The organism is Aliiglaciecola litoralis, from assembly GCF_039523355.1.
GTDB classification, from domain to species: domain Bacteria; phylum Pseudomonadota; class Gammaproteobacteria; order Enterobacterales; family Alteromonadaceae; genus Aliiglaciecola; species Aliiglaciecola litoralis.
On sequence record NZ_BAAAFD010000014.1, the window covers coordinates 1 to 20,281 of the forward strand.

General features: G+C 43.9%; 19 protein-coding genes. 7 read left to right on the plus strand and 12 right to left on the minus strand.

Translation table 11 applies throughout. From position 1 onward, the window contains the following. From ABD036_RS17380 to ABD036_RS17390, 3 genes are all read left to right on the plus strand, one after another. Positions 1 to 69 (plus strand): EF-Tu C-terminal domain-related protein (locus tag ABD036_RS17380; RefSeq protein ID WP_198552046.1); only part of this gene is annotated, 69 nt, incomplete at its 5' end. Positions 70 to 1,001: 932 nt separating this feature from the next. After that, positions 1,002 to 1,496: a hypothetical protein gene (locus tag ABD036_RS17385; RefSeq protein WP_343862224.1), complete on the plus strand. Its 495-nt coding sequence runs from the start codon at positions 1,002 to 1,004 to the stop codon at positions 1,494 to 1,496. A 199-nt stretch (positions 1,497 to 1,695) separates the two neighbouring features. Next, a complete protein-coding gene (locus tag ABD036_RS17390) occupies positions 1,696 to 2,694 on the plus strand; it encodes a hypothetical protein (protein WP_343862226.1) in 999 nt (332 codons plus the stop codon). Positions 2,695 to 2,769: 75 nt separating this feature from the next. Here the strand turns inward: ABD036_RS17390 and rluF are convergent, their stop codons facing one another. Next, positions 2,770 to 3,510 (minus strand): 23S rRNA pseudouridine(2604) synthase RluF, encoded by a 741-nt coding sequence (gene rluF / locus ABD036_RS17395; RefSeq protein WP_343862228.1) that lies wholly within the window; start codon positions 3,508 to 3,510, stop codon positions 2,770 to 2,772. Positions 3,511 to 3,676: 166 nt separating this feature from the next. Here rluF and ABD036_RS17400 point away from each other — a divergent pair, with 166 nt between their 5' ends. Next, positions 3,677 to 4,729, plus strand: a complete 1,053-nt coding sequence (locus tag ABD036_RS17400; protein ID WP_343862230.1) for an aldo/keto reductase — start codon at positions 3,677 to 3,679, stop codon at positions 4,727 to 4,729. A gap of 318 nt (positions 4,730 to 5,047) precedes the next feature. Beyond that, entirely contained in the window at positions 5,048 to 6,457 is a 1,410-nt protein-coding gene (locus ABD036_RS17405; protein ID WP_343862232.1) for an MATE family efflux transporter, read from the plus strand. A gap of 43 nt (positions 6,458 to 6,500) precedes the next feature. On the opposite strand, the gene ABD036_RS17410 is transcribed toward ABD036_RS17405, so the two are convergent. Together ABD036_RS17410 and ABD036_RS17415 are read right to left on the minus strand one after the other, a co-directional pair. After that, the gene (locus tag ABD036_RS17410) at positions 6,501 to 6,707 is read right to left on the minus strand and encodes a hypothetical protein (protein ID WP_343862234.1); all 207 of its coding nucleotides are present in this window, start codon (positions 6,705 to 6,707) and stop codon (positions 6,501 to 6,503) included. Between the two features lie 210 nt (positions 6,708 to 6,917). After that, positions 6,918 to 7,268, minus strand: coding sequence for a LysR substrate-binding domain-containing protein (locus ABD036_RS17415; RefSeq protein WP_343862236.1), 351 nt, complete (start codon positions 7,266 to 7,268; stop codon positions 6,918 to 6,920). Between the two features lie 171 nt (positions 7,269 to 7,439). On the opposite strand from ABD036_RS17415, the gene ABD036_RS17420 reads away from it, so the two are divergent. Then, positions 7,440 to 8,123, plus strand: coding sequence for a type 1 glutamine amidotransferase domain-containing protein (locus ABD036_RS17420; protein ID WP_343862238.1), 684 nt, complete (start codon positions 7,440 to 7,442; stop codon positions 8,121 to 8,123). Between the two features lie 99 nt (positions 8,124 to 8,222). On the opposite strand, the gene fusA is transcribed toward ABD036_RS17420, so the two are convergent. The 6 genes from fusA to ABD036_RS17450 form a co-directional block, all read right to left on the minus strand. Then, positions 8,223 to 10,310 carry an elongation factor G gene (fusA, locus tag ABD036_RS17425; protein WP_343862240.1) on the minus strand — a complete coding sequence of 696 codons (2,088 nt, stop codon included), beginning with the start codon at positions 10,308 to 10,310 and terminating at the stop codon, positions 8,223 to 8,225. Positions 10,311 to 10,527: 217 nt separating this feature from the next. Next, positions 10,528 to 11,100, minus strand: a complete 573-nt coding sequence (locus ABD036_RS17430) for a DVUA0089 family protein (protein WP_343862242.1) — start codon at positions 11,098 to 11,100, stop codon at positions 10,528 to 10,530. Between the two features lie 332 nt (positions 11,101 to 11,432). Beyond that, a complete protein-coding gene (locus ABD036_RS17435) occupies positions 11,433 to 12,446 on the minus strand; it encodes a GGDEF domain-containing protein (RefSeq protein ID WP_343862244.1) in 1,014 nt (337 codons plus the stop codon). Between the two features lie 253 nt (positions 12,447 to 12,699). Continuing rightward, positions 12,700 to 13,161, minus strand: a complete 462-nt coding sequence (locus ABD036_RS17440) for an NfeD family protein (RefSeq protein WP_343862246.1) — start codon at positions 13,159 to 13,161, stop codon at positions 12,700 to 12,702. Continuing rightward, the gene (locus ABD036_RS17445; protein ID WP_343862248.1) at positions 13,161 to 14,102 is read right to left on the minus strand and encodes an SPFH domain-containing protein; all 942 of its coding nucleotides are present in this window, start codon (positions 14,100 to 14,102) and stop codon (positions 13,161 to 13,163) included. Before ABD036_RS17445 ends, ABD036_RS17440 begins: the two co-directional genes overlap by 1 nt. Positions 14,103 to 14,265: 163 nt before the next feature. Beyond that, the gene (locus ABD036_RS17450) at positions 14,266 to 17,607 is read right to left on the minus strand and encodes an amidohydrolase family protein (RefSeq protein WP_425542585.1); all 3,342 of its coding nucleotides are present in this window, start codon (positions 17,605 to 17,607) and stop codon (positions 14,266 to 14,268) included. 308 nt (positions 17,608 to 17,915) lie between these two features. On the opposite strand from ABD036_RS17450, the gene ABD036_RS17455 reads away from it, so the two are divergent. Further along, positions 17,916 to 18,548: a hypothetical protein gene (locus ABD036_RS17455; RefSeq protein ID WP_343862250.1), complete on the plus strand. Its 633-nt coding sequence runs from the start codon at positions 17,916 to 17,918 to the stop codon at positions 18,546 to 18,548. A 143-nt stretch (positions 18,549 to 18,691) separates the two neighbouring features. On the opposite strand, the gene ABD036_RS17460 is transcribed toward ABD036_RS17455, so the two are convergent. The 3 genes from ABD036_RS17460 to ABD036_RS17470 form a co-directional block, all read right to left on the minus strand. Further along, a complete protein-coding gene (locus ABD036_RS17460) occupies positions 18,692 to 19,600 on the minus strand; it encodes an ATP-grasp domain-containing protein (protein ID WP_343862252.1) in 909 nt (302 codons plus the stop codon). A gap of 153 nt (positions 19,601 to 19,753) precedes the next feature. After that, positions 19,754 to 19,939, minus strand: a complete 186-nt coding sequence (locus ABD036_RS17465; protein ID WP_343862254.1) for a hypothetical protein — start codon at positions 19,937 to 19,939, stop codon at positions 19,754 to 19,756. A 114-nt stretch (positions 19,940 to 20,053) separates the two neighbouring features. Beyond that, complete coding sequence (locus ABD036_RS17470) at positions 20,054 to 20,275, minus strand: LuxR C-terminal-related transcriptional regulator (protein WP_343862256.1); 222 nt, start codon at positions 20,273 to 20,275, stop codon at positions 20,054 to 20,056. Between the last annotated feature and the right edge of the window lie 6 nt (positions 20,276 to 20,281).

Sequence of the window (20,281 nt, forward strand, 5' to 3'; positions counted from 1 at the left end):
CTACGTTTCGCAATCCGCGAAGGTGGCAGAACTGTTGGCGCTGGTGTTGTTGCAAAAATTATTGCATAAGCCAGACTCCAAATAGAATTTAAAAAGCTGCCTAGTGCAGCTTTTTTTATGCGCCAACCAAAGTCGTCATCCCGGCAGTGCTCAATAATAACTGTCATCCCGGTAGTGCTCAGAAACAACAGTCATCCCGGTAATGCTTTTAGGCCGGGACCTCATCGACACCTGTTTGTAGTTGAACCAAACAATATTTATACGGAGATCCCCGATCAAGAGCGCCTCGGGGACGACAAAGAGCGTCGCCTTCTCGACACCTGTTTGTAGTTGAACCATGCAAGACTTTTACGGAGATCCCCGACCAAGAGCGCCTCGGGGATGACAATAATAACTGTCATCCCGGTAGTGCTCTTGTGCCGGGACCTCATCGACACCTGTTTGCAGTATAACCAAACAATATTTATACGGAGATCCCCGACCAAGAGCCCCTCGGGGACGACAAAGAGCGTCGCCTCATCGACACCTGTTTGCAGTATAACCAAACAATATTTATACGGAGATCCCCGACCAAGAGCCCCTCGGGGACGACAAAGAGCGTCGCCTCATCGACTCCTGTTTGTAGTATAACCATGCAAGACTTTTACGGAGATCCCCGATTAAGAGCGCCTCGGGGACGACAAAGAACGTCGCCTTCTCGACGCCTGTTTGTAGTTGAACCATGCAATATTTATACGGAGATCCCCGATCAAGAGCGCCTCGGGGATGACAAAGAACGTCGCCTCGGGGACGACAATAATAACAGTCATCCCGGTAGTGCTCAGAAACAACTGTCATCCCGGTAATGCTCAGAAACAAGAGTCATCCCGGTAGTGCTTTTAGGCCGGGACCTCATCGACGCCTGTTTCTCGTTTAAACACCGTACTTGTTGACCTGATGGGATAGACAAGGATAGTCTTAGTGATTGTCCACTATCACTACACTGTCACTTATTAAATTCCATGTCTAATTTCAATCGGTTGTTGGTATCGCTCGATATGCTTAGTCAAGACCTGCAAGAAGAGCTGAGTTTATTCGGAGAGTCTGCTGATCAAATCATTTCAGAGCGCTATTTAGTCTTACTCAACAAATACGCTGAGCTATCAAACGGATTACAGGCGAGCGCCCAAGAACTGACCGAAAAAGGCTTTATCAAAGCGGTAAAACAACAAGGTATGTGTACACATCTCGTCAGCAAGCAAATGTTGATGATACAAAACCGTCTGTTGGGATATGTATTGGATTATTACGATGCTGCGAACAAAGCGGAACAGATACGTCATGCTGATTATTCTTCCGGTGGCGATATTCGCTTCGATTTGTTAACCACTCGAGCAATTAAATCCAAAGCGCAATTTAAAACTATCGCCAGAGCGCTGGCGAAAACTGATTATAAAAATCTACAAAGCGGGGTTGGGCTGGCCGAGTTTGATTGGGGTCATGAAAAACTGACATAATCAGTAACGGTTGTAACGAATAAATATCGACGCACTAGGGTGGTGCATCTGACAACTATTTCGTTAATTATTTAAATAATTAATCAACTCGCCCAGTGCTGAGTTTTCTATTTCTCTAAGTCTCTGTTTTTTAAGTATTAAATAACTGGCTTAACACTTGCTATACATTCTTTGGAATCGATCTAACAGGAGCAGTTATATGTACAATGATGAAGACTTACAAAGTGCCGTAGAGCACAACATATTTTCAAGTAGCGCAGTAGAGCAATTTAAAGAACACACTGCCAAAAACAGAGGCACGGCTTTAGCGGACGAAGAGAACTTTAGACTGATAAGTGGTTTCAACGATATATTCGTGGTGATTGCCAGTGGTCTACTACTTGTTTCTACAGCTTGGTTAGGATTCAGCTTAGTCCCAGTTTTAGGTGCGGCAGCTATGGCTGTGGTGTCTTGGTTGCTTGCTGAATTTTTCGTGATCAAACGCAAAATGGCGCTGCCGGCTATCGTATTGCTGATTACTTTCCTTGGCGGAGTATTTGCAGTGCCGCTTATGGTTAATGAACACCCCTCAGAAGCTGCGTTTTTAATTTCTGGTATTCTCACCACAATTGCCGCTTTAGGGCATTGGCGCCGCTTTAGAGTGCCTATTACCGTTGCTGCTTCGGTGGTTGCCATCTGTGGAAGTTTAGTCGCAATCATCTTGGGTATGTATCCAACGATGCTCGTTTGGACAAATAGCCTGTTACTTGTTGCTGGTTTAATCGTATTTGGATTAGCCATGTATTGGGATGCCACAGATCGCACTAGGCAAACCCGCGCTTCAGACGTGGCTTTTTGGCTGCATCTTGTCGCGGCCCCGATGATCGTTCATCCGATTTTTTCGACGCTGGGTGTACTTGGTGGGGTCGGTGATGTGTACTTGTCATTAGCGGTTTTGGGTTTGTATATTTTATTAGCGGTGATTTCCATCGCCGTTGATCGACGTGCCATTATGGTGTCCGCATTGGTGTATGTGATTTATGCATTTTCAACCATATTGGAGAACTACGGCATGGTCAGCTATAGCTTTGCTGTTACTGGAATGTGTATTGGTACTACACTATTGCTACTCTCTGCTTTTTGGCAAGTGAGTCGTAAACATGTGGTTAGTCGATTGCCTGCCACCATCCAGCAGTTTTTGCCAACCGCGGTTCATTGAGTTGATTAAAAAGCCTAATGTTAACCATTCAAAGACAGGCGGCGCGGTTTAATTAAAGGTAATTAAATCGCGTCTTTAATCAGCCGTTTTGCGGGAATGCTTCAATGCAGTATTAAGTTGCTGCATCTCTTTGTCGGTTAAATTACGCCATTGTCCTGGCATTAATTTTGAGATATCTATGTGCATAATGCGGGTACGCTTTAACTTCACCACTTCGTAACCTAAAAATTCACACATCCGCCGGATCTGGCGATTTAGTCCTTGGGTGAGAATAATATTGAATTTGAACTTACCCATTGGTCTCACTTTGCAAGGTTTGGTAACCGTGCCCAGAATCGGTACGCCATCAGCCATGCGTTTTAAAAATCGCTCACTGATTGGCTGGTTTACCGTCACTTCGTATTCTTTGTCGTGGGCATTCTCGGCACGTAATATTTTGTTCACGATATCGCCATCGCTGGTCAACAAAATCAACCCTTCAGATGGCTTGTCTAATCGGCCAATAGGAAAAATACGTTGTCTATGTTTAATTGCATCTATGATGTTACCTTTGACGTGGCGTTCAGTGGTGCAGGTAATGCCAATAGGCTTGTTGTAAGCAATGTAAACACGGTCAGACTTATTGTCTGGTGTCGCACCAATCAACTTACCCTTCACTTTGACCTTGTCTCCAGGCATGACTTTAGTGCCTAATTCGGGAATTTTGTCATTAATGGTGACGCAGTTTTGTTCGATCAGTTTATCGGCTTCTCGGCGCGAGCAAATCCCCGTTTCACTGATGTATTTGTTTAAGCGTTTTCCGTCTGGCTGAGGCATTATGTGTTTTTTGGTCCTAAAACTGATGATGTTGACGCAAATTCGTGTGCCAATAGTGTATTCTTTTTCAAACAAAATCGATACTACCGAGCGCGGCTATCCCAAGCTGTTTTATCATTATAGTGAGTTTCGTGTTAACCCATAATTCAATGTAAGGTATTAGAAAATGAAGTATTCAAGATTAGGCAGTAGTGGCCTCAATGTGTCACGAGTGTGCTTGGGCAGTATGACGTGGGGAATACAAAATACCCAAGCTCAAGCGGATCAGCAGATTGAGTACGCCTTATCGCAAGGGGTCAATTTCATCGATACCGCTGAAATGTATCCCGTTCCGCCTAATCAGCACACCCAAGGAGATACCGAGCGCATTTTAGGCAATTGGATTAGTCGCAATCCGCAAAAACGAGAAGACATCATTTTAGCCAGTAAAATTACCGGTCCAGGTATTTCCTATATTAGGAAGGGAAATGGAATTGACGGCAAGAGTATAGTCCAGTCAGTCGATGCGTCTTTAAAACGACTGCAAACTGATTACATCGATTTATATCAACTACATTGGCCAAATCGAACATCACCGCACTTTGGTCGGCATTTGCCTAATAAAGTGCGTTTTTCGGATGTAGACCCTGAGTATGAAATTAATAGCATGCTGGAGATCTTGATGGCGTTGGATGAATGTATCAAGGCCGGAAAAATTAGGCATTGTGGATTATCAGATGATACGACCTGGGGGATCCATCAATACCTTAAACTGGCCGAGACCCATTCGTTACCTAAGATGGTATCGATCCAAAATGAATTTAATTTATTGCATAGTAAAGATTGGCCTTATTTAATTGAACATTGTTGTCACGAAGACATTGCGTTTTTGCCATGGTCACCGCTCTCCGGTGGGATGCTAAGTGGCAAGTATTTAGACGGTAAAAGACCTGCTGGTAGCCGCTGGACTTACGAGCAACGCATGGGCTTATTCCGCGACACGCCCAATTCAGAACAAGCAATACGTGGCTACATCAAGGTAGCGGAAAAACATAATATTACCCCTTGCCAACTAGCCCTGATGTGGTGCGATAACGTCGATGGTATTACCTCAACCATCATAGGCGCTACGACTATGGCTCAGTTAGAGGAAAATATTGCCGCGTTTAAACTTCCATACAGTGAAACATTAGCGCGGGATATTAATCAGGTATTAAAACAGCATATTGCTACTTTCTAAGTTTCACAACTCGTTTTAAATTTCCAAGCGTGGTTTTTTATTTGACAGTAAAAAGCCACCAGATTACTCTTTAGTTATCAAGTTACTGAGGATCAGTCAATGAACAATTCAAATTGCAATCTATGCACCCCAATTGCGCTCGGTTCCTCAGTGGTTGCTATTCAATAATCCATTTATTAATACCACCTTCATAGCTAAATCGACTGAGGTAACGAAAGCCAATTAATTGGTAATCGCTTGGACTCTTTGCGTCCAGAATTTATTTGTTTCATGTTCGCCATTTATATTGGTAGGACATTGACTCGATGGAACTACCTCATGACTGCACATACTCAACATCGCCCTTCCTTGTGGGCACTTTTTAAACAAGCTGTATCTGGAAAAGTACAGTATGACTACACTAGCGGTTCGATTGGCGTCGCCGCCTTTTTGTTAGCTGTACCCATGATACTGGAGATGTCGATGGAGGCGATATTTGCCCTAGTTGACATTTTTTACGTTTCTTTCTTAGGTTATCAGGCCGTATCGGTGGTTGGCTTAACTGAAGCGATATTAACCATTCTTTATGCATTGGCGATTGGCCTTAGCATGGGGGTTACCGCCACAGTTGCCCGTCGCATTGGTGAAAAAAATCCGCAGAAAGCCAATCAGGCGGCGGGACAAGCGCTGTGGCTTGGACTGATAGTGGCACTCGCGGTCGCCGCAATGGGCTTGTGGTATACAGCGGATATACTGCGTTTTATGGGCGCCGATGATGAGGTGCTTGCTTTAGGCAGTAACTACACCATGATCATGATGTGTGGTTCGGTGACCATTGTTTATTTATTTCTAATCAACGCGATATTTCGTGGCGCAGGAGATGCCAGCGTGGCTATGCGCTCATTATGGTTAGCCAATGGTATCAATATAGTACTAGATCCCATCTTGATATTTGGTTGGGGCATTTTTCCTGAAATGGGAGTTACTGGAGCCGCTGTGGCTACCACTATAGGTCGCGGGATCGGAGTTATCTATCAACTTTATCATTTGTGCGGCAATCGAGGGCGAATTTCACTTACCTTACGAGCATTAATTCCTAAGTTTCACGCTCTCATGGCGCTGGTTAAAGTGTCTACCGGTGGTATTTTGCAATTCTTAGTGGCAACGGCCAGTTGGGTGGTGTTAGTGCGAATTGTCGCCACTTATGGCAGTGCGGCTGTGGCCGGATATACCATTGCCATTCGGATTGTCTTATTCACCTTGTTACCCGCTTGGGGCCTGAGTAACGCAGTGGCAACCTTAGTGGGACAAAACTTAGGCGCAGGGCAAGCCCTTCGTGCTGAGCAATCGGTTTGGAAAATCGCCAAATATAATGTCAGCTTTATGCTCAGTGTGGCGCTCATTTTGTTTGTATTCGCCCCCTATATTGTATCGGCCTTCAGCTCACAACAAGATGTGATGGGATATGCCATTCGGTGCTTGCGTTACATCAGTGTCGGCTTTGGCTTTTACGGATTGGGCATGGTGGTGGTGCAAGCGTTCAATGGCGCCGGAGACACTATGACACCGACTAAAATTAACTTTTTGTGCTTCTGGCTAGTGCAAATACCGCTTGCTTATTATCTTGCCACTGGATTGTTGTGGGGGCCATCAGGTGTGTTTTGGGCGATTGTTATTGCTCAATCGTCAATGACGGTTGTGGGAGTGTGGTTGTTTAGAAGGGGAAAATGGAAAACCCAAAGCGTGTGATATAGGTAAAGGACTCTGAAAGTTCAGAGTCCTTTTGCGCGCGTTATCGCAGTGGCTCGGGGGAACGTAAATTATCCATTTGCATATTACGTAAGCTAAGATATTTAGCCAGTCTGGCACTGTCTCTAGCCGTTGAGTAGCCCGAAGAAGAGCTAAGCCAGTTAGCTATTTCCAGTTCCAACTGCATATATTCAGATTGACTCGTTCCAGCCGAAATTCGCTCAATGTGATGTGTTGATAGGGTGTTCATAACGCCTCCTTGGTTAGTGTTGTTCCTGCATCCTGCAGGCAATACTAATTCTAGGACAATTTTTGGTAACTGCGAGTCGCTATAGGTACAGAAATAAAGTCGCCTCAATTCAAGATCCACTAAAAGCGGTAAATTTGGAGTTATTCGTAATCTGAAAGCGCAGCCTTAAACTCAGGCTGTTCTATTGCCTTATGTGAACAATGTCACATGTTAAACGTCAATTAGTGCAAGCTTGTGTGGTGGATATTGCTTGAGTAATTCGAGCATCAGTTTTACCGCGTTGGCTTGAGTCGCGCCTCGAGGAAATACGGCAAACAGCTTCAAGTTGGGCTGGCTGTAGTCTTGCAAAACTTCAATCAGTGTTCCTGATGCGATTTGCGGCTGAATATCATATTCAGGCAACACTGCTAACCCTTGCCCAGCAAAAGTGAATTTCAATCTAGCGGTGGCATCGTGGGTAAACAAGGTACCTAACAGTGGCACCGAATAAACCTCTTTACCTTGTTCTAAAATGAGTTTGCTTGATAAGCGGCTGTAAACTATCTTCAGGTGATGCTGCAAATCTATCAGCTTCTTCGACGAGCGCCAATAACGGCGTTCCGAGAATTTTGGAAATAGATCGATCTTTCCTTGTCAAAATAAACTATCAATAAGTTGAGATAAGCGCCTTTGGTGTAAATTTAAAGTGATAACTAAACGGCAAACCACAGCAATTTTTAAAGGGTAGAAAATATGCATGTATTATTTGTTCTAACATCTCATGATGAGCTTGGCGATACGGGCAAAAAAACGGGCTTCTGGCTTGAAGAATTTACCAGCCCTTATTATACGATGATAGATAAAGGGGTTAAGGTGACATTAGCCTCTCCTCAAGGTGGTCAGCCACCACTTGATCCTATGAGTGATGAGCCAGACGCACAAACCAGTTCAACCGAGCGATTTAAAGCAGATTCAGCAGCGCAGCAGCAGTTGGCTAACACAGTTAAGTTATCAGACGTTAATGCAGACCAGTTTGATGCGGTGTTTTATCCGGGGGGGCATGGACCACTGTGGGACTTGGTGAATGACGATAACTCAATCCGTTTAATTGGTCAGTTTATCGAACAAGGCAAGCCGATTGCTGCTGTGTGCCATGCTCCTGCTGTATTCAAAAACGTGTGTGATAAATCAGGTAAGCCTTATGTCAATGGCAAGAAGGTGACAGGCTTTACTAATTCGGAAGAAGCGGCAGTTGAGCTCACCGATGTAGTACCGTTTTTGCTCGAAGACATGTTAAAGGAAGCTGGCGCGAATTATCAAAAAACCGATGATTGGCAGACGTTGGTTGTGAAAGATGGCAACCTGATCACCGGACAAAACCCAGGCTCTTCTGAAGCGGTTGCCAATGAATTGTTTGAGCATTTGACTAACCATTAAACTCGTCAGTCGCCGATTTCATTTGTTGTTATTCAATTAATAGACAAAAAAAAGCCCAGATCATTATCTGGGCTTTTGATATAAAGTCAGTTAACTGATTTATTTCTTAGCGTTACGCTCTTTAGTTTCAGCGATAACTTTTTCTGCCACGTTCATTGGGCAAGGCATATAGTGGCTGAATTCCATAGAGAACTGGCCACGACCTGACGTCATTGTACGTAGTGATCCGATATAACCGAACATCTCAGAAAGAGGTACGTCAGCTTTAATACGAACACCAGTTACACCCGCTTCTTGGTCTTTGATCATGCCGCGACGACGGTTCAAGTCACCGATAACATCACCAACGTGGTCATCTGGAGTGAACACATCAACTTTCATGATAGGTTCAATCAACTGAGCGCCAGCTTTTGGAATAGATTGACGGAAGGCGCCTTTAGCTGCGATTTCAAATGCAACAGCAGATGAATCCACGGCGTGGAAGCCACCATCGTACAATTCGATTTCAACGTCTAACACTGGGAAGCCAGCAAGAACACCGTGATCCATCATGCTCTTGAAGCCTTTCTCGATTGCTGGGAAGAATTCCTTAGGAACGTTACCACCAACAACCACAGACTTGAACACGAAACCAGAACCAGGCTCACCTGGGCGGATACGGTAGTCAATTTTACCAAACTGACCAGAACCACCAGACTGTTTCTTATGCGTGTAGCTATCTTCCACTGGTTGGGTAATAGTTTCACGGTAAGCAACTTGAGGTTGACCTACTTCTAGCTCAACGCCATAAGTACGCTTCAAAATATCTACTTTGATGTCCAAGTGAAGTTCGCCCATTCCTTTAAGGATGGTTTCACCTGAGTCTTCGTCAGTTTCTACTTGGAAAGTAGGATCTTCTGCGACCATTTTACCGATAGCAATACCCATTTTCTCAACAGAACCTTTGTCTTTAGGAGATACAGCAATAGAGATTACTGGCTCAGGGAAGATCATAGGCTCAAGTGTACAAGGATGCTTAGGATCACACAGTGTATGACCTGTCTTAACTGCTTTCATACCAACGATCGCTAGAATGTCACCGGCTTGTGCGCTAGTAAGTTCAGTACGGTCGTTTGCGTGCATCTCTACCATACGGCCTACACGCTCAGTTTTACCTGTGAAGCTGTTAAGGATAGTGTCACCTTTGTTCAACTTACCAGAGTAAATACGAATAAAGGTCAAGGCACCGAAACGGTCATCCATGATTTTAAACGCCAGAGCACGGAAAGGTTCGTCAACAGAAACAAGCGCAACTTCACCTGTAGGTTCGCCGGTTTCTTCGTCAGCGAGTTCTTGTGGCTCAACTTCTGTTGGGCTTGGCAAATAATCAACAACAGCGTCAAGTACGTTCTGAACACCTTTGTTCTTAAATGCAGATCCACACAATGTTGGGAAGAAATCAAGAGCGATAGTACCTTTACGAATACAACGCTTAAGATCAGCAATAGAAGGCTCTTCACCATCCATATATGCCATCATTAAGTCGTCATCTTGCTCAACTGCAGTTTCGATTAGTTGCTCACGGTACTCAGCTACTTTGTCAACCATGTCTGCAGGCACATCAGTCACTTCAAAGTTCTCTGGAAGACCTGTGTCGTCCCAGATGTACGCTTTTTGTTCTAGAATATCAACCACACCAACGAAGTCATCTTCGATACCAATTGGTAACGTCATAACAAGTGGGTTAGCACCTAGTACAGTTTTAATTTGTTTAACAACACGGTAGAAGTCTGCACCCATGCGATCAAGTTTGTTAACGAAGATGACACGTGCTACTTCTGAGTCATTGGCATAACGCCAGTTAGTTTCTGATTGCGGCTCAACACCACCTGATCCACAGAATACACCTACACCGCCGTCTAGTACTTTTAGTGAACGGTATACTTCAACTGTAAAGTCAACGTGTCCTGGGGTATCGATGATGTTGAAACGGTGATCTTTCCAGAAGCAGGTTGTTGCAGCTGATTGGATAGTGATACCACGCTCAGCTTCCTGTTCCATGAAATCGGTAGTCGATTCACCATCATGTACCTCACCGGTTTTATGGATCTTACCGGTAAGTTTCAAAATTCGTTCTGTCGTGGTGGTCTTGCCCGCATCTACGTGAGCAAAAATACCTATATTTCTGTAATGGGATAATTCTGACATTGGTCCACTCTATTCCTGATAAAAAATTGCGCGGCATTATACAAAAAAAAACGGCAGGTTACATTGTTTCATTTGCTTTAATATTCAACAATTTAGCTTTAAGGGCGTTTTTTAGACTGAATTGGTATGCAAATCAGGGAATTAGCAAAATAATACCGAGCAATAAAAAAGCCAACATACTCACCGTATGTTGGCTTTGGTTAGTAAAACTTGGTATTTATTTGCGGCGGCGCAGTAAACCGACTAAACCTAAACCCATTAATAAAATGGTCGCAGGTGCTGGAATGTCATTTGGAATATTGGCAGAATCAACGCCATCCAGTTGAACGCTCCAAAAAGTTCCTTCATTACAATCGTTAGCGGGTTGACACCAATCCGCCATCGCAATTGGAGTCTCGCCATCTAATGCGAAACCTTGAGCTAAGGTATCACCATTAGCAAAGTTAGGGTAAGTGGCTACGGTAAACAAATAATCACCTGCCGCTAGGGTGGGTAGTAAGAAACCCGCGTCATAAAACGTCTGTGAACCAGGATCAATGGTGTCATCATCATCGCTTTCGTCAATTAAATCGCCCGCCGCTGTCCAAAGTGCAGCGATAGGGTCGAAATTAACACCACCCATGTGAGAGTCTGTCCATACGCGCACATCGGTAGCATCGTTGAGCAAAGTAAATTCGATGGTAACGACGTCATTGTGAAAGGCGATATTGCCATCAAATGAAATTAATGCTGCGTTGGCAGAGCCAAAACAACACAAAAACAGGGTACCTAGCAGTAATTTCTTAAACATCATATATTCCTTTAATTATTAGTATTTATAGTTAATTAAACCGCTCAACATCAAATAAGCTTAATTCTTTATACGCAAAATACGTGCCTTAAAGTGAAAACCTATTTAAATCAACTGGTTAAAAAGAGTGGGATGTTTTAGAAAAATGAACATGTAAATTTACTTGACACTAACTGATTGATTTTTAGTATTAAATGGTAAAAAAACACACCTGAATTGATCTGCGCTGCTGTCGTGCTAAATCTGGCGTGAACAGTGCAAAGCAAATATAAATATCCTAAAGTCGCGCCAAGCGCTGATCAAATAATAGAGATATTTACAGTCAAATCAGCTTATATAGGCATGACTCGGTTTCTGCCTAAACGTTTTGCTTCGTAAAGTTGTTTATCGGCCCGTTCTATCAATTCATTTTGAGTTTCTTTAGGGTTGAGCTGCGCCACGCCAGCTGACACTCTGATATCGCCCAATGATTGACCTGAGCGTCGGTCTTTTACGGTGATTTTTTCGATAGTACGACGCATCACATCGGCCATCTGTCTGGCTCGTGAGAGATTAAATTCAGGCATGATCACAGCAAATTCTTCACCACCATAGCGAAACACTTGGGCGTTATCTCGACAGCAAGATTGTAATTTTTTTGCCACTGCTTTGAGCACAAGATCACCCATTTGATGGCCGTAATTGTCATTAATCTTTTTAAAGTGGTCGATGTCGATAAGGCACAGGCTCATTGTCTCCAACCCCATCTTGCTGATCATTTCTGAGTCGAAATAACGGCGATTACACAAACCGGTGAGGGCGTCATACATGGCTTCTTGTTGGCTTGCTTCTAACTGCATTTTTAATCGTGCAATTTCTTTTTCGGCGCTCGCTAAGGCCCCATTAAAACTGATGGTACTTTGCCGAATAATCTGTGATTCTTTGACCATGTTGCGCACCAAACCCAGCACTTCTTCCACCGTCCAACCTTCTTTTTCGACTTTGCTTAAATCGTCAATACAGGTATCCATGACTTTTTTGTATTCTTGCGTATCTGATTTGGTATCTTTTAAGGTTTGCGACAGTTCAATCATCATCCCTTCTAATGATTGCCGCAAGTCCCAAGCGGTCACTTCCTCAGTGTCTGACACGAAGCTGCGGTAAAGATCCTTAGCTTTTAATTCAGACATGGGTAGCTTACTTTCAACTACCGCATCCAATTTTTCATTCAGCTCGGGAGATTCGTTGCTGACATAGGTATACCAAAGCGCATAGTTAGTCGGAACCGCAGAAATTTTGTGCTTAACCAACAACGGGACGGTTTGCTTCAGTATAACAAAGGATTGTTCTATCTCTTTTGCTGACATACCTATCTCTGTTTAAATGTTTTTTTTAGCATAGCAGAATATTTAGGCATTAAATGATAACTGTATGAACTGTGTCAATTAGTAGACCTAGTTGCTATGGATACCGAATTGGCCGTGAGTTTGGATTGTATCTGCCAGCATTACTCTGTTTAGCAAGGTTGTTGATATGAGTAGGAGCGAAGGATAGTAGTGGCCGCACACAGTTAAAGACACATGCGTGCGGCCTTAATTGATTTAACGAGGTTTGAATTGGCTAATTTGCATCTGGCTCCACATAAAACACGCCCACTTCCACTTTACTTACTTTAACGGTTGAACCGGCCGGTATGGGTTGCTGACTTTTTAAGGTCCAATTGATCCCAGAGTAGTGATATTGAGTGTGAGTGGTGGGGGATACGTCTTCGCTTAAAGTAAAGCTATGGCCTATCAAATCACTTTTTGCCGGCGTGTTGTCTACGTTTTGCTGTAAGTTTTTCAACGGTTTCCACAACAATAAGGCATCCAATGCACTGATAATAGCCACGGTCAAAACCGCACTCATGATGGTTTCTGGGATCACGCCCATATACATCAGAGCTCCTGCAATTACGGCTGCCATACCAATGAAAAACAAAACAAAGGTAGCAAATCCAAGTATTGCAATCTCAATGGCCAACATCAGTAAGCCAGCAATGACCAAGGTTTCAGCCAAATGGTTCATGAGCCAGTCCATCATTAAGCCCCTTTGTTGTTCATCGAATTAATCACCGTCATGGCTTGGGCTACCACAGCGGCCGGATCGGTAGCACCATCTGGTAATAGCACCATAGACGATTCTTTGGCGATGGCTTGCTTGGCTTCAATGGCTTTGGTTGCGAGATCTAACTGGATGGCTTTTTGGCCTGCCTCGGTATTGGCTGCTACGCCAACTTTATTAAGGGCTTCTGCTTGAGCTTCAGCAACCGCTACTATGGCTTTAGCTTCACCTTCAGCACGCAGCACTTGCTCGGCTTTATCCGCTTCTGCGGCTAATACGACTGAGGCTTTATCACCTTCGGCACGATTGATGGCGGCTTGTCGGTCACCTTCAGACTCAAGGATCTGAGCACGTTTTACCCGTTCAGCCTTCATTTGCGCTTCCATTGCTTCCATCACTGATTGAGGCGGCACAATATCTTTTATCTCGTAGCGCAACACTTGAATTCCCCAAGGGCCAGCCGCGTCATTAATCGCCGATACAATATTGGTATTTAGCATGTCACGCTCTTCAAAGGTTTTATCTAACTCCATTTTGCCTAACTCCGAACGCATGGTGGTTTGCGCTAATTGGGTTACCGCAAATACGTAGTTGTCTACGCCGTAGGTGGCTTTGTAAGGGTCTAATACACGGAAATACAAGACGCCATCCACCGACAGTGAAATGTTGTCTTTGGTGATGGCACTTTGTTCAGGAACATCGACCGCTTGTTCTTTCAATGAACGGTCTGCTGCGACTCTGTCAACAAAAGGAAGAATGAAATTGAGCCCCGCTTCTTTTGTAGATTGAAATTTACCGAACCTTTCCACTAAAAATGCGCGGTTTTGTGGGACAAATTTGACTGACATCGTCATCAAAACAACGATAAATATCAAAATTGCCGTTTGTACGGTAAACAAATAATCTGTAATAAATTCCATATTTAATCTCTCCAACTACGTATGAATGGCGGAGTAACAATTGACTCCTAGCTAACCCTGTCTTTATCCCACTAATTTCGTTGATTAGCAAACGATCCGGCTAGCTCAAATAGAAAAGGCGCAATCAATGCGCCTTTAAGTATTTGAGCCAACTAAAAGGGAATTAGTGAACCCACTTGTGACGCTTGGCCTTCTCGTGCATTTGCGCTTCGGTTTCTTTAGGCATAAAGCTTTGATTATCTTGCTCAAAGAAGAACGGTTGGCGTTTCGTTTTACTGCCCACTTCGTTCATAGTCGCAGCTTCAAAAACGCGACCATTAATCACAGTATAATCAACATATTCACTGCGTCTAATATCAGCAAGAACGTCGCCGTCGATAATCACTAAATCTGCTACCTTGCCGACTTCTATGCTACCGATCTGCTTGTCCATGCCTAAATGCTTAGCGCCATCAATAGTGCCCCCGCGCAATGCTTCCCAAGGCGTGAAGCCACCTTGTTGCATAATCCACAGCTCCCAATGAGAAGCAAGTCCTTCACGTTGACCGTGCGCACCTATATGAACGCCGACACCGTTATCTCTAAGAACCTTGGCATATTCTGCTACGGCCACATGATTGTACTGATTATCTGGTGCAGTAGGTCTGCGGATGGCACGACGATCTACAATATAGCTTGGCGTGTATCGCATTAATCGAGGATTTTTCCATACCTCAGTGCGGTCATACCAATACTCTTCACCCATGAGCCCACCATAGGACACTACAAATGTCGGTGTATAGCCAAATTTAGTGGCCGACCAAAGCTTGGTCAGATCATTGTAACCCGTTGCAATTGGAAGCGAATGCTCTAGACCGGTATGGCCGTCAACTAGCATTGATAGGTTTTGCTGGAATTTACCACCCCCTTCAGGGACAACCATCATGCCTAACTCTCTTGCTGCAGCCAACACTTGTTGGCGTTGATCGCGACGAGGTTGGTTATAACTTTTCACTGAAATCGCACCTACATCTTTAAGGCGTTGAAGGTGATATTTAGCATCGTCAAAACTTTTAATGATGGCTTTATAACCCAGACCTTCAGCGCCATACAAAATGGTGCCGGTAGAGTAGATCCGTGGTGCAACTATCTTGCCGGCTTTTTGCAATTCTGCTGCAGAGAATATCTCCGTCGTGTCGTTAGACGGATCGTGGATCGTGGTCACCCCAAAGGCTAGATTGGAGTATTGTCTCCAGTTTTGCTGTGGAATGATTTCGCTTCTGCCTTGAGAGCCGTGAGCGTGTGTATCAATTAGTCCTGGAATAATGGTTTTTCCAGTCACGTCTATTACTTGTGCGCCTTCTGGAATAGCAATGTCACTTGCTTTGCCAACCGCTTCAATTTTGTTGTCTTTGATGATCACCACGCCATCAGTGATTACTTCCTGCTGATTATTGGCATCACGCATGGTAACCACAGAGCCGCCCACCAACGCTTTGTAGCCTGAGGGTTTATCCGCTTTTTGCTGGAAGGATAAGTTGATCCCTTCAGATACTGGCTCTGGCAATGTTTCCGGAGCACCGGCTACAAAGCTAAACGCATCCTTTAATTCTCTTTCGAAATAATAAGGACCGTGATACCAGCTCACTGCTTGATTGTTGGCATGCCAGGTTAGATATTCACCGGCACGACTGGATATCTGCTTAACCGGGATGGCGGTACTGGTTGGCCCAATACTTTGACGTTTACCGGTTTCTTTGAAAGGTGCGACATAGGCATTGTACTGATGTACAAACGCAATCCATTTGCCATCGTGTGACAAGCGATATTCAGTTATTTTATCCGCACCGTACAAATGTTCGCGTTGGTCTTCACCATTCAAATTCACGCTGACCAGTTGTGTTTCGGTATAAGGCGTACCACCCACAATAGTGGTAAAGTAAACCCGATCGTTGCTACCGGCAAAGTGAGGCGCAACGCCAGATTTGGCGATACGAGTATGGGTTTTATCGTCAAGGTGAGTGACATAAATCCCAGGTTCAACTGACCACTTAGGACTAAGCAAGTTGCCGCCAGTAATCTTTCTATAGGTCACCATCTCGCCATCAAGAGAGAAGCTAGGCTCTATGTAATGGCCAGGGTTTTGAGTGATGACTTTACCTTTTCCACCGCGTGCAGAAACAATGCGAATCGTGCCTAAGTCGCTGTCATTCCAAGTGCTATAGACGATTTTTTTACCGTCATTAGAAAAACGCGGATAATATTCGTCATGATCATTTTGTTTGGTCAGTCGCTTAACTTTACCGCTTTTCAATTCTTTGAGGTACAGTTTGCCCAAAGCTTGATAAAGAATATGTTTGCCATCGGGAGACTTTTGCGCCCAGCGGATCATTTTCACATCAAAAGAATCAGGTGCAACGTCGACGTCAAAACGCACTGCATCGGCGTATTTAACCGTAGTAGAGACCGAAACTGGAATGTCTTTGTGCTGACCAGTTGCCACGTTTAATTTGTGGAATTTTCCACCTGTCCAGAATACCAAATGTTTAGAGTCAGGCGTCCAATCAAAATAGGCAAAGTAACCTTCGCTGCCAAAACCTTCTTGCATGTCTCGTTCAAGATCTTGGAACAGCACTTTCTCGCTGCCATCGTTGAGATCTTTTACAAACAACGCCGTTCTATTTTTAATGCGCTTAACAAAGGCTAAGTGGTTTCCATCAGGAGATGGTGTTGGCACTATGGCGCCGCCCGTACCGGATACAAACCGCTCTTCCTCACCTTTTTCTAAATCGTAGCGGGTAATCGCAAAGATGGATTTTAACGGGTCGCGGTTGTAACTAAAGGTTGATCCAGATGTAATGTCTTGGGTGAAATAGACATATTTACCATCTGGCGAAAACGCTGGATCGGCGATATTTTTCTGATCTTTCTTGCCGTTTACGCGGGCTTTAATTTGTATTCCGTCACCACCAGAATGGTGAAACATCCAAATTTCTCCAGCGGGAATACTGCGGCTCGACATTATGCCTTTGGTTGCCACTATGTAGTTGCCATCAGGACTCCATTTAGGCGAATGCATAATATTGTTTTTTTCTTTGGTAATTTGTTTAAGGTTGGAACCATCAATGTCCATTACCCAAATATTACTCAGTCCGCCACGGTCAGAACTAAATGCGATTTTTGTACCGTCTGGGCTGATGGCAGGATGTATATTCCAAGCAAAATCTTGAGTAAGTGGTTTGGCTTCACCACCTTGTGCAGAGACAATAAAAAGATCGCCAAGGGTATCAAATACCATCATGTTGCCATCGGGCGAGATATCTAAACTAGCCCAAGTCACTTCATCGGTATTAATGGCTAAATCAGTTAGCTCAAATGGAGGGGTTAACACATCCCACTGTTGTTTCTCGTCAGCTTTATCCGATACTTCTTCAAGATCGTCTTGGGCCATTGAAAAAGTGGAGAAAGCAAATGTAAGACTAAGCATCAGCGCACTGACACCTGTCCTAAAAAAAGGGTTCATCATTATTTATTCCTGGCATTACGTGTTGAGTCGATTGCTGCCCTAAAAAGGCAATCTCTATTAACTGTCGTCGATACTATACGTGAAAAATTATCATTTGAGATCGCTTGGTTGTAATGAAGCCCTGCTCAAAAAGAAAAAATAGGAAAGAAATGTTAACAAATTGCAGACAACTAACTTACTTATACCAAAAGGTTATTTAGTTAGTTCTACGGTATGAATATAACCTTGAGTAGACAGCATGTTCTTACATGATAGTTGTAGATGAAAAGATTCATCTACCACAAAATGACAAATATAAGGAAATTAATATGAAAAAAGTATTGTTTAGCCTCGGTATCTGTTTACTTCTTCAAGGGTGTCAATCTTCCCCTGACTTTCTCGGAAAAGCGAGTCAAGACCAGCGTTTAATTACCAATGACAGTGCATCAAAAATACTTTCAGAACAAACACATACAGCAGCAGTGGAAGTAGATAAATACATTAATGGCGTTTTTGATAAGCCGGCTTTTAAAGTGGTTGTAATGAACCAAAACACCACGCCTTTGACGATAAGTACAGAAAACATCCAGGTATTCGTAGACGGACAGCCCGTTGCACTTATAGCGCCGTCGAAGGTTCAAGCTGAACGACTTAGAACCGCCAACCATTTAGAGTCAAAGGCAGGTAATCGCGGCACAAGGAGTTTGAATGGAGCGCCTGATTCAGGAAACTTACCTTCAAACATTTCCAGAAATGGGATTTATTCGCCGAACAACGCAAGGTTAACCCAGAACTATCGTTCCTTTATCTCATCGCAGTTAGATACCGAAACCTTAGCACCCAATCAAATTTACGCCGGCTATGTTACCTTAGGTGTTGATACCTTATCTCAGGCAAGCAATATCAAAGTGATTATGAATGTCGACTCAGAAGAGCATATTTTTAATATAGTGCGCTCTTAATCAAAAGACACTGTCCGTTACGGTGGAGTCCCATCGTAACGCGCCAGCGTAATGCCGAATTTTGGCGCATTTTGTATTACCTAGCATTCCAGTGAACTAATATCACTTGTGCCCCTTTAGTGATAATTCTACAGTAACTCCTTTCAGTGTGGATGCTTAGACAACAAGCTCAGTAGCCTCGCTGTAATTGGATAACCTGTGAGCTGCTCAAAATGGATAAACATGGGGCTAGGATTTGCTTCAAGAAAAACGTAATCACCCTCATCATTTCTGCGCCAGTCAATTGCCGTCCACTTCAAACCAAATTTGTGACATAAATCAACTGCAATAGCTTGAATAGGAACTGGCGTGGATATTGGCAAATGTTCTGGCTCGGAGTGCATTCTAAAGTCAACTTGGTTGCTGATAATTTCGGCACTGAACACCTCTTGATCAATCACAAAGGTGCGTACATTGGTACCTTCAATATATCGTTGAATGGTGACTGGGGCATGTTTGAGCACTTTCTGGAGGCGACTGAGAACCAACAAACTAGGGTCCACCAATGTTGCGTGGGCACCGCCGTAAACCGGTTTGCAGATGGTTTTCCCATGCTCTTGAGTGAATGCTACTAGTTCATCGGGATCATTACCAATGTAGGTATGAGGAATCGGCACGCCTTGCTGAGCGGCTAAGCTCAATTGTCTGGGTTTAACGCGGTGAAAATCAAATGCCTGCCAAGAATTTACCCATGCTATGGATTGCTCAGCAAAAAAGGTGCGTAACGTGCTGCTGCTATCACACATGGCAATCTGATTTACCGGTGTGTGCGTACCTTGGCCCATCACCGGTTGCCCAATGGTGCTCCAAAACACACTGTCAATTTCTTTAAAACCATAACGCTGTGAATCGATGATAAGCGCACCATCATTTGCCACAGGGTCCCAACTAATACTGCTTTCACTGGGAAAAAGAGAAGTATCAAATAGCGCTGCTCTGATGCCCGACTTGTGACACGCGCTAAGCATATGTAACGCATGACAGTCATTGGTCGCACCTAATATAATTACCATGGCTAAATTGCCTCCGTGCAGTCGCTTTTGGGTTGGATGATGTTGAATCACTTGTGCATCTAATTTGTCTATGCAGATTAGATCCCATACTTAGCAAACAAAGTGAGTTGAAGATTGGGCTGTCGAGTAACATCGATCAGCCCGTTGCTCTAGTTAAAACCAATTACCAAAGCTGCCACCTTCCTCGCCAATGGCCATGGTTGAACCAAGCGGGGGTTTAATAGGTGTGGGGCCTAGTGCTTTGACGCTAATACTCGCTTGCGAATATGCATTTCCACCAGTAACAGATTGAGCTTGTTTTTGATTTAATTCCGTTTTGACTACGAATGGATGTTCCATTTCATTCTCCTTGTTTTTCAACGTTTAGGTAATGCCGACACCCCTTGTGTCGACACTATAATTATGGTCAACAAAATGCCAAAAAGCAGCTTTTTGAAGTCCAGTTTTGCGCAATTAAATGGGTTTATAGTGCTGAGGCAAAATCGCTTTCAACATTTTGCGATTTCGAACCGCCATTTTCTTGAAAATGTTAGTACAGTGAAATTTAACGGTGCGTTCACTAATGAAAAGTTGATCTGCTATTGAGCGATTACTCAAACCACTACAGACTTTATTCGCGACTTGCGCTTCTCTTTTTGACAACTTGTTTTGGAGTGACTCCGTGCTATTTTCCATTATATT

What these genes read in the sequence shown, in the direction of transcription:
- ABD036_RS17455 (WP_343862250.1), top strand. Translation starts at nt 17,916, where the DNA reads ATGAAAAAAGTATTGTTTAGCCTCGGTATCTGTTTACTTCTTCAAGGG.
- ABD036_RS17420 (WP_343862238.1), top strand. Translation starts at nt 7,440, where the DNA reads ATGCATGTATTATTTGTTCTAACATCTCATGATGAGCTTGGCGATACG.
- ABD036_RS17460 (WP_343862252.1), bottom strand. Translation starts at nt 19,600, where the DNA reads ATGGTAATTATATTAGGTGCGACCAATGACTGTCATGCGTTACATATG.
- ABD036_RS17465 (WP_343862254.1), bottom strand. Translation starts at nt 19,939, where the DNA reads ATGGAACATCCATTCGTAGTCAAAACGGAATTAAATCAAAAACAAGCT.
- ABD036_RS17450 (WP_425542585.1), bottom strand. Translation starts at nt 17,607, where the DNA reads ATGATGAACCCTTTTTTTAGGACAGGTGTCAGTGCGCTGATGCTTAGT.
- ABD036_RS17430 (WP_343862242.1), bottom strand. Translation starts at nt 11,100, where the DNA reads ATGTTTAAGAAATTACTGCTAGGTACCCTGTTTTTGTGTTGTTTTGGC.
- rluF (WP_343862228.1), bottom strand. Translation starts at nt 3,510, where the DNA reads ATGCCTCAGCCAGACGGAAAACGCTTAAACAAATACATCAGTGAAACG.
- ABD036_RS17445 (WP_343862248.1), bottom strand. Translation starts at nt 14,102, where the DNA reads ATGGAATTTATTACAGATTATTTGTTTACCGTACAAACGGCAATTTTG.
- ABD036_RS17440 (WP_343862246.1), bottom strand. Translation starts at nt 13,161, where the DNA reads ATGATGGACTGGCTCATGAACCATTTGGCTGAAACCTTGGTCATTGCT.
- ABD036_RS17390 (WP_343862226.1), top strand. Translation starts at nt 1,696, where the DNA reads ATGTACAATGATGAAGACTTACAAAGTGCCGTAGAGCACAACATATTT.
- ABD036_RS17400 (WP_343862230.1), top strand. Translation starts at nt 3,677, where the DNA reads ATGAAGTATTCAAGATTAGGCAGTAGTGGCCTCAATGTGTCACGAGTG.
- ABD036_RS17385 (WP_343862224.1), top strand. Translation starts at nt 1,002, where the DNA reads ATGTCTAATTTCAATCGGTTGTTGGTATCGCTCGATATGCTTAGTCAA.
- ABD036_RS17470 (WP_343862256.1), bottom strand. Translation starts at nt 20,275, where the DNA reads ATGGAAAATAGCACGGAGTCACTCCAAAACAAGTTGTCAAAAAGAGAA.
- ABD036_RS17405 (WP_343862232.1), top strand. Translation starts at nt 5,048, where the DNA reads ATGACTGCACATACTCAACATCGCCCTTCCTTGTGGGCACTTTTTAAA.
- ABD036_RS17435 (WP_343862244.1), bottom strand. Translation starts at nt 12,446, where the DNA reads ATGTCAGCAAAAGAGATAGAACAATCCTTTGTTATACTGAAGCAAACC.
- fusA (WP_343862240.1), bottom strand. Translation starts at nt 10,310, where the DNA reads ATGTCAGAATTATCCCATTACAGAAATATAGGTATTTTTGCTCACGTA.
- ABD036_RS17410 (WP_343862234.1), bottom strand. Translation starts at nt 6,707, where the DNA reads ATGAACACCCTATCAACACATCACATTGAGCGAATTTCGGCTGGAACG.